Genomic DNA, 6,330 nt, shown 5'->3' with positions numbered 1-6,330 from the left:
GCGCTACGAGAAACGCGCCTACATCTACCTCGGAACCGTCACCCTCGCGGCCCTCATGACCTGGCTCCGCACATGATCCGAGAAACAGCGCCTAGCACCGGAGCGAGGTCCTTCATACGCTCTGCTATATAGCCCTGGATCGTACGGACCCCTCCGCGGATCCGGTCCATGTCGATTTCCGCGTGGCGTCGTTCCTCTTCATCCTTGATGTGCTCCAAAATGTGCTCACCGACGAAACGGATGAGGAAGTTCAGCACTTGGGCAGTGGTGCTCTCCACCTTGCCAGCTTGGGCGTCCTCACCGACCAAGCCATAGTGCTGCAGAGCGTTGCGGCGTTTCGCCAGACCGGAGAGGGCATCCTTTTCGCTCTGGCTGAACTTGATACCCGCCATGTTGGTCAGCCGCTTACGCGTCTCTTCCGGAGAGCAACTGGTCAGCGTTCCGTTCTTGAGCGCTTCTCGCGTAGCGTCCCCGGGGTTGGCGAACACCAGCGACCAGTGCACCATCTGCAGACGTGCCTTCAGAAGCACTTCGGCCCCCGCGGCCAGGTGCAGCACGGCGTACTTCATGGCCCTTGCACTTGGTTCGCTTGCACCCTCTAGGTGCTCTGCCACGCTGACCAAGTAGTCCAGGCCATTCCGGACGGGTGGAAAGTACACATCACCTGCGAGCTCCGCTTGGCGCACCTGGTAGTAGGCCCCGTTACGTTCGACCAAGCCCTGATCCACTGGGTGCGATATCTCCTCAAGTTCATGGCTCGACACATCATCGAGAAATTGCTCATGCATGGGGATCCTTCAGGGCGAGTGAATCTTGGCGGAGGATCTTCTCACGCACACGGTCCCGCCGTGTGCCCCCTGGGGGTGCCAGGACTGTCCACACCAGGGGGCTGGTGTGGCTCGCGCGCGACGCCGGGCGGGACAAGCCGCCCGGCTGCCGTCGGCCACGCTCCGTTTCCGCGGTCAGCGCGACTGGATCCAGAGGCCGCCGTAGGCGACGACGGCGCCGCCGACTGCGGTTGCGGCCCCTCGGAGCAGATACAGGCCGGCTTCGTTGCGGAGCCGCCGGGCACGCGTGGCCCACCGGGTCTTCCACGACCCGCCATTCGGCGTCGGGAGGGGTTCCGGGTCCGGGCTGTTGCCCTTACGCTCGGGCTTGGACATGAGCTTCTCCTTCGTCGGGGATGTTCGGTCTTCTGCAGACGGCTCCCTGCCCACCAGGGGGCCGTCGCCGTTTCCGGCGACAACCGTGCCGTTGTCCACCCATTGAGATTTTTTAGGTCTCTTGGGGTGGACGAGAGCAACAAAAGCACCTCGAAACCCGCTCTGACCAGCGAAAACAGTGGATTGTCAAAAGAAGTCCAACTGCGTCAGTGAGACGCCAATGCGGGTCTACTCAGGTCTTTGTGACCTCAATATGCGCAATCCCGGGCTCACCTGGGGTGTCGTGCCGAGCATTCATGAGGAATCGCGTGTCGAACTGGGTTGCTGCGTGCGAGAGTTGATGGATGCCTCAGATGCTGCGGATGCCCAGCAAAGCCGACCTGCCTGATGGGACCAGGCGCGACTTTGTAGCCGAGCTGTTCATCCACTTCAAGGAAGCAGGGCGCCCTGCACCCGCCCTCATCGCAGCGACGACCAGTTCCATGCAGGATCCGCTTCCTGTAAGCCGGGAAACCATCCGCCGACTCCTCAAGGGGCAGACCATCAGCACGTGGCAGAGAGTCGACGCGGTCCTGCGCGCCCTGTGCCACATCGGTGGCCAGGACCCTGACCGCAGGCGCTGGCCGGAATCGGACAACTGGCACGACGACGATCCGACCACCTGCAGGGAGCGCCTGCGCCAGTTGTTGGACAACGACATTGATGGCGTCGAACCGGAGAACGCCCCGGCTCCTGTCCCGCCGGCGCGATCCAACTCGGGGTGGGGCGGCCCTCGTACCCAGCCCACGCAGGATGATCCGTGGGCCACTACGCCCACGCCGGCCCCGACTACTCCAGCCCAGGGCGGCTACTCCGACGAACCGCCCTTCTAGATGCGTGCATGTGCGGCCCGCCATCTGTTTGTGATCAGCCGTGTTGTCCTGACGGGGAAGCGGCGGGGTGTCTGCGGCGGCTCCTGCCACCTGGGGCCTCATTGGACACGCTGCCGTCGCGCCGCCAGGCGAAGGGACCAGGCGAAGTACAGTCCGCTGCGCAGTGTGACCCGCAGCAGCCAGGCCACCCGGGTTCGCAGAGGCTGTTTGCCGAGGTCGACCCACTCTGCCATCCACTCTTCGGGCCAGCGGTCACGGGCGTTCGCGGGCAGGAGGCGGGAGAGTGCTTCGAACAGAGGCCGTGCCCGTTGTAGGCGCCGGTCAGCACAGTCGTCCATGTCGCTCGCGGGTTCGTCCCTGACGGCGTCAGCGGATTCCTGGGGTGGGGGTGGTATTTGCCCGAGCCCGCGTCGGATGCCCGAGGGGCCACCTCGTACGATGTCCCGCGGAGAGTCACTGCTGTTGGTACTGGGAGTTGCACGGCCTTGTCCGACGCGTTCCACCCAGTAGAGCTGCCGATGGCCGCGTTCATCGAGACCTTCGCTGATCTTTTGGGCTTCGTCGCGGGTGGCATACCTGCCGACCCTGTACCGGTTGCCGTTGTCGTCCTGGCGGATCACTAACCAGGGGAGCGTGAGCGGTTCGCTGACCTCATTGTCGGCGCCGTGCATAACGCAGCCTCAACTCCCCAGACCATCAGCAGGGCGAAGGCGGGCAGAGATGGCGCCCCCCTGGTAGGCGGCGGCGAGAGCGACGCGGGCGGACTCGGCACCGCTTGGGGCGAAGCGGTAGTAGCGGCGGCGGGGCCGGGGCGGATCGGTCTTCTCGATCTCGTTCTGGTCTTCCCAGAAGGACTCGAGCCAGCCTGTGTTCTCGAGGCGGGCGAGGATCGGGTGGATGGTGCCGGTGGGAAGGCCTGCTGCTTGGGAGAGTTCCAGACCGTAACGGGCCTCGGCAGGGCTCTCCAGCAGGGTCCGCAGCACCAGTTGTGTCTGGAGCGTCATGCGCGGCGTCTTTGCCATGCCAGAACTCTAGTATGGGATTCATCTGCCCAACAGCAGAATGCGGCATCTGCCTCAGGCAGATGCCGCACCTCGAACTGTCGCTACCTACGCCCAGCGCATCCCGATCGCGGACAGCTGCTCGCGTCGGTCTTCCGGCAGCGTTGCCGCACGGGAGCGCTGGTTGCCGATCCATGCCCCGAGACGGAACTGCAGTTCCCATCCCTCGTCTGAGAGCACGGTCTCGACGTGCTTGCGGGGGACGATCAGGTGGCCCTCGCGCTCGTAGAACTGCTTCGCGGCGGCCAGGTTGGCGGCCCACTTGTCGGCCTGGGTACGGCGCGGCTTGGGCTTCTCGTCCTCGGTGGCGGGCTCGATCCCGAGGACCTGCTCACACATCCACTGCTGCACTCCGGTGAGCTTGTCCCAGCCCATCCGCTGGGCGCGCACCCACCGTCCGAGGTCCTCGCCCTGGCGCAGGACGTCACCCGGCTCGGTCGGCAGCTCGCCGCCTTCGTCCAGGTGCAGCCGGGTGAGGTGGAACGCCCGCTGCCACTCCACGGGCCAGGTGGGGCACCACGAGGCGTCGATCTCCTCCAGCTGCTCGCGCCGGTCCTCCGACAGCGCGCCGGCCACCGATCCCACCGGCAGGCCCTCGGCACGCCGCTGCTCGATCTGGGCTGCCTTGCGGGCGGCGGCCCGCGCGTTCTTGAGCCAGATGCCCACCTTCGCGCCCTGGTAGGTGGCGTCCATCGGCGCCAGGAGGTGCCCGTTCTCGGCAGCCCACCCTCGGGCGGCGGACAAGCCCTCCTCCCACGCGACGTCGAAGTACGACCACACCATGCCCAGCTTCTCCAGCTGCTGGACGCGGTCCTCGTCCATGTCCCTGCGGGCGTAGAAGCGGCGGGCGTCAGCGATCCACTGCCCCAGCGGGAAGTTGGCCAGCGAGGCCGGCCACCCCTCAGCCTGAGCCTCCTCACCCGCAGGCACCCGGTACGTGAACGGCACCTTCAGGTCCCCGACCTCGCGCGTGTACAGCACGGCGGCCTCGATGCCGCGCCGCCAGTGCTCGTGCTCGGGGTTGAGGACCCGCAGGTTGATGAACGCGGCCAGCTGTGCCGGGTCACGCGGCGTGGAGAACTTCAGCAACGCCTTCGCCGACGCGGACGGCCCACCGTCCCCGCCCCCGCTCTTCTCCTTGCCCTTGGCGTCCTTCTGGACGGGCTTGTAGCGGCTTGGGGCCTGCTGTTGGGCCAGTTGTTCGACGATGCGGGTGTCGTGCGCCCTGAGCGCCTCCAGCAGCTTTGCCAGCCCGCCGAACGCCCGGCTGGTGAGCATGTTGTCCGCCGTCTCCCCGGGCGCCAGCAGCACCGGCACCACGAGGGAGGCCATCTTGCCCTCGCCGGGCTGCATCCGCAGCGCGCGCCCCACCGCCTGGACCAGATCCGGCATCGACCCGCGCACGTCCGCGAAGTACACGGAGTCGCAGTTGCGGGTGTCGACGCCCTCGCCCAACACCTTCACCGAGCTGAGGAACGCCTTCTCCACCACCGTGCCGTCCGTGGCGATCAGGGAGGAGAACTCCCCGAGCACCCGGCGGCGGTGCAGCGCCTTGTGATCGCCGCACAGCCAGTCCGCCCACACCGTCGCCGGGTACAGCTCCGGATCGGCCGCGTGCAGCTGCGCCGCGACATCCGGGACCCCGGCAGAGAACGCTTCGGCCTCCTTGATGACGTGATGGAACACCAGCGTGCGCTTGAAGGCTTCCTCCGCTGAAGCCTTCACCAGTGCCGTCTGGAGCGCGGCGAGCCGGGCCCCGCGCATCTCGTCCGACCGGCCCTCGGCACCCAGCAGCAGCGCGGCCTGGAACTGCGTGTCGGTGATGTCCACACACACCACCTGGTACGGCGCACAGATCCCCCGGTCGATCGCCTCCGACAGCGTCAGGGTGAAACACCGGCTGCCGAACGGCCCGTCCGGATCATCCGACATGCTCGCCACCAGCTCACCCGGCGCACCCGTCTCCTGGTCCTCGTCCAGCTGCCACAGCCGGGGCGTGGCCGTCATGTACAGCCGCCGCAGCGACGGGATGCGGGTGTTGTCGTGAACGACCGCCCACGGCTTGCCGATCCGGCCCGAAGTCCTGTGCGCCTCATCGACCACGATCAGGTCCCACGCCGAAAGGCCGGCGGCATGCGCCCGCTCCAGCGTGCCCAGACCCAGGCTGGCGTACGTGGCGTACACGGTGACCTTCTCCAGGCCCCTCGTCCACTCCACCAGCTCGTCCACGTCCGTGGTGTTGGGGAAGGACACCTCCTCACCCCGCAGGGAGGAGACCCCGATCATCGGGCCCCTGCGACCGCCCTCGCGCCACGCCGCCTCGGTCTGGGCGAGCAGATCGAGCGAGGGCACGAGGACCAGCACCCGGCCCGCGTGGAGCTCTTCCGCACTCCGGACCGCCACCCGGGTCTTCCCGGACCCGGTCGCCATGATCACCTGTGTCCGCAGACCCCGCTCCGGCACCAGCGATCTTGCAGGGAGTTCGATGGCACGCAAGACCGCGTCAATGGCTTCTCGCTGGGCGGCCTCGCGCTGATCTGCGCGGTTCGTGGTCGACATTCCTGTCTGCTTTCTCCTGGGTGGTGCCCGGTCGGTTCGAGTGGCGGGAAACGGGAAACCTGCACGTAGAGAGGCCACAAGGGCTACGGTGGGAGTGGCTCGGCTGGCTGATTACTCTGCCCTACCGAAGCACTCGCAAGGGTCTTGAGTGGATCTCTGTAAGCCTCCGAGCGTTCCAAGGGCGGTGCGCTCTGAGTCCAGAGTCTATCTCGTGCTTCAAAATGAAGCATCAACAAGAGGGAAAATCCCTCGAACGTGGCGCGATCCTGTTAGTCTGCCCCTGTCAAGACTGGAAAGCAGCCTGATGGGAGGTCATGCGATCGTGGTTTCAAGTCCACCGTCACTCCAGCGTTTCCGAGCCGCCCTAACTCTCCGTCACCCTCTCCAGATCCCCCGATTCGACCCGCGCCCGCATTCCCGGCTCCATCCCTCTCCCCCACTGCTGCTGCTTTTCTGGCCAGTTCCCCAGTGGGCGGGGAGGATTGGGGCTGGAGCGGAGCGGAGGCCCCGGATCGGGCGGGGGCGCCAGCGGCCGCTGGCGCGTGGCGCGGAGCGGCTAGCGCCCAACTCCCGGGCACAGCCCGTGAGTTGACGCCGTGCCGCGCAGTACCCCGGCTTGACCATGGTGCGGTTGACGTGCGTCTTGGCGGTGTACGGCGACAGGTAGAGCCGTTT

At 66.7% G+C, this 6,330-nt stretch carries 5 protein-coding genes and 1 pseudogene; 1 reads left to right on the top strand and 5 read right to left on the bottom strand.

From position 1 onward, the window contains the following. Nucleotides 1–53 precede the first annotated feature (53 nt). Both ACWCPF_RS45140 and ACWCPF_RS45135 read right to left on the bottom strand, forming a co-directional pair. Entirely contained in the window at nt 54–788 is a 735-nt protein-coding gene (locus tag ACWCPF_RS45140; protein WP_451050980.1) for a hypothetical protein, read from the bottom strand. 174 nt (nt 789–962) lie between these two features. Further along, complete coding sequence (locus tag ACWCPF_RS45135) at nt 963–1,163, bottom strand: hypothetical protein (RefSeq protein ID WP_451050979.1); 201 nt, start codon at nt 1,161–1,163, stop codon at nt 963–965. A gap of 344 nt (nt 1,164–1,507) precedes the next feature. Between ACWCPF_RS45135 and ACWCPF_RS45130 the strand changes: the two genes are divergently transcribed. Further along, nucleotides 1,508–2,035 (top strand): hypothetical protein, encoded by a 528-nt coding sequence (locus tag ACWCPF_RS45130; RefSeq protein ID WP_451050978.1) that lies wholly within the window; start codon nt 1,508–1,510, stop codon nt 2,033–2,035. Nucleotides 2,036–2,520: 485 nt separating this feature from the next. Here the strand turns inward: ACWCPF_RS45130 and ACWCPF_RS45125 are convergent. The 3 genes and pseudogenes from ACWCPF_RS45125 to ACWCPF_RS45115 all read right to left on the bottom strand — a co-directional run. After that, nucleotides 2,521–2,706 (bottom strand): annotated as a pseudogene (locus ACWCPF_RS45125) (SPOR domain-containing protein); the annotation flags it as partial. 9 nt (nt 2,707–2,715) lie between these two features. Continuing rightward, nucleotides 2,716–3,057, bottom strand: coding sequence for a PadR family transcriptional regulator (locus tag ACWCPF_RS45120; protein WP_451050977.1), 342 nt, complete (start codon nt 3,055–3,057; stop codon nt 2,716–2,718). Nucleotides 3,058–3,144: 87 nt separating this feature from the next. Continuing rightward, nucleotides 3,145–5,655: a Helicase associated domain protein gene (locus ACWCPF_RS45115; protein ID WP_451050976.1), complete on the bottom strand. Its 2,511-nt coding sequence runs from the start codon at nt 5,653–5,655 to the stop codon at nt 3,145–3,147. Between the last annotated feature and the right edge of the window lie 675 nt (nt 5,656–6,330).

It is taken from the genome of Streptomyces sp. NPDC001858 (genome assembly GCF_053594615.1).
The sequence above is the reverse complement of the archived record's forward strand: the minus strand, read 5'-3'. Positions and strand labels throughout refer to the sequence as shown.

Coding starts and splice junctions, on each gene's coding strand:
- ACWCPF_RS45130 (WP_451050978.1), top strand. CDS start 1,508: ATGCCTCAGATGCTGCGGATGCCCAGCAAAGCCGACCTGCCTGATGGG.
- ACWCPF_RS45140 (WP_451050980.1), bottom strand. CDS start 788: ATGCATGAGCAATTTCTCGATGATGTGTCGAGCCATGAACTTGAGGAG.
- ACWCPF_RS45115 (WP_451050976.1), bottom strand. CDS start 5,655: ATGTCGACCACGAACCGCGCAGATCAGCGCGAGGCCGCCCAGCGAGAA.
- ACWCPF_RS45120 (WP_451050977.1), bottom strand. CDS start 3,057: ATGGCAAAGACGCCGCGCATGACGCTCCAGACACAACTGGTGCTGCGG.
- ACWCPF_RS45135 (WP_451050979.1), bottom strand. CDS start 1,163: ATGTCCAAGCCCGAGCGTAAGGGCAACAGCCCGGACCCGGAACCCCTC.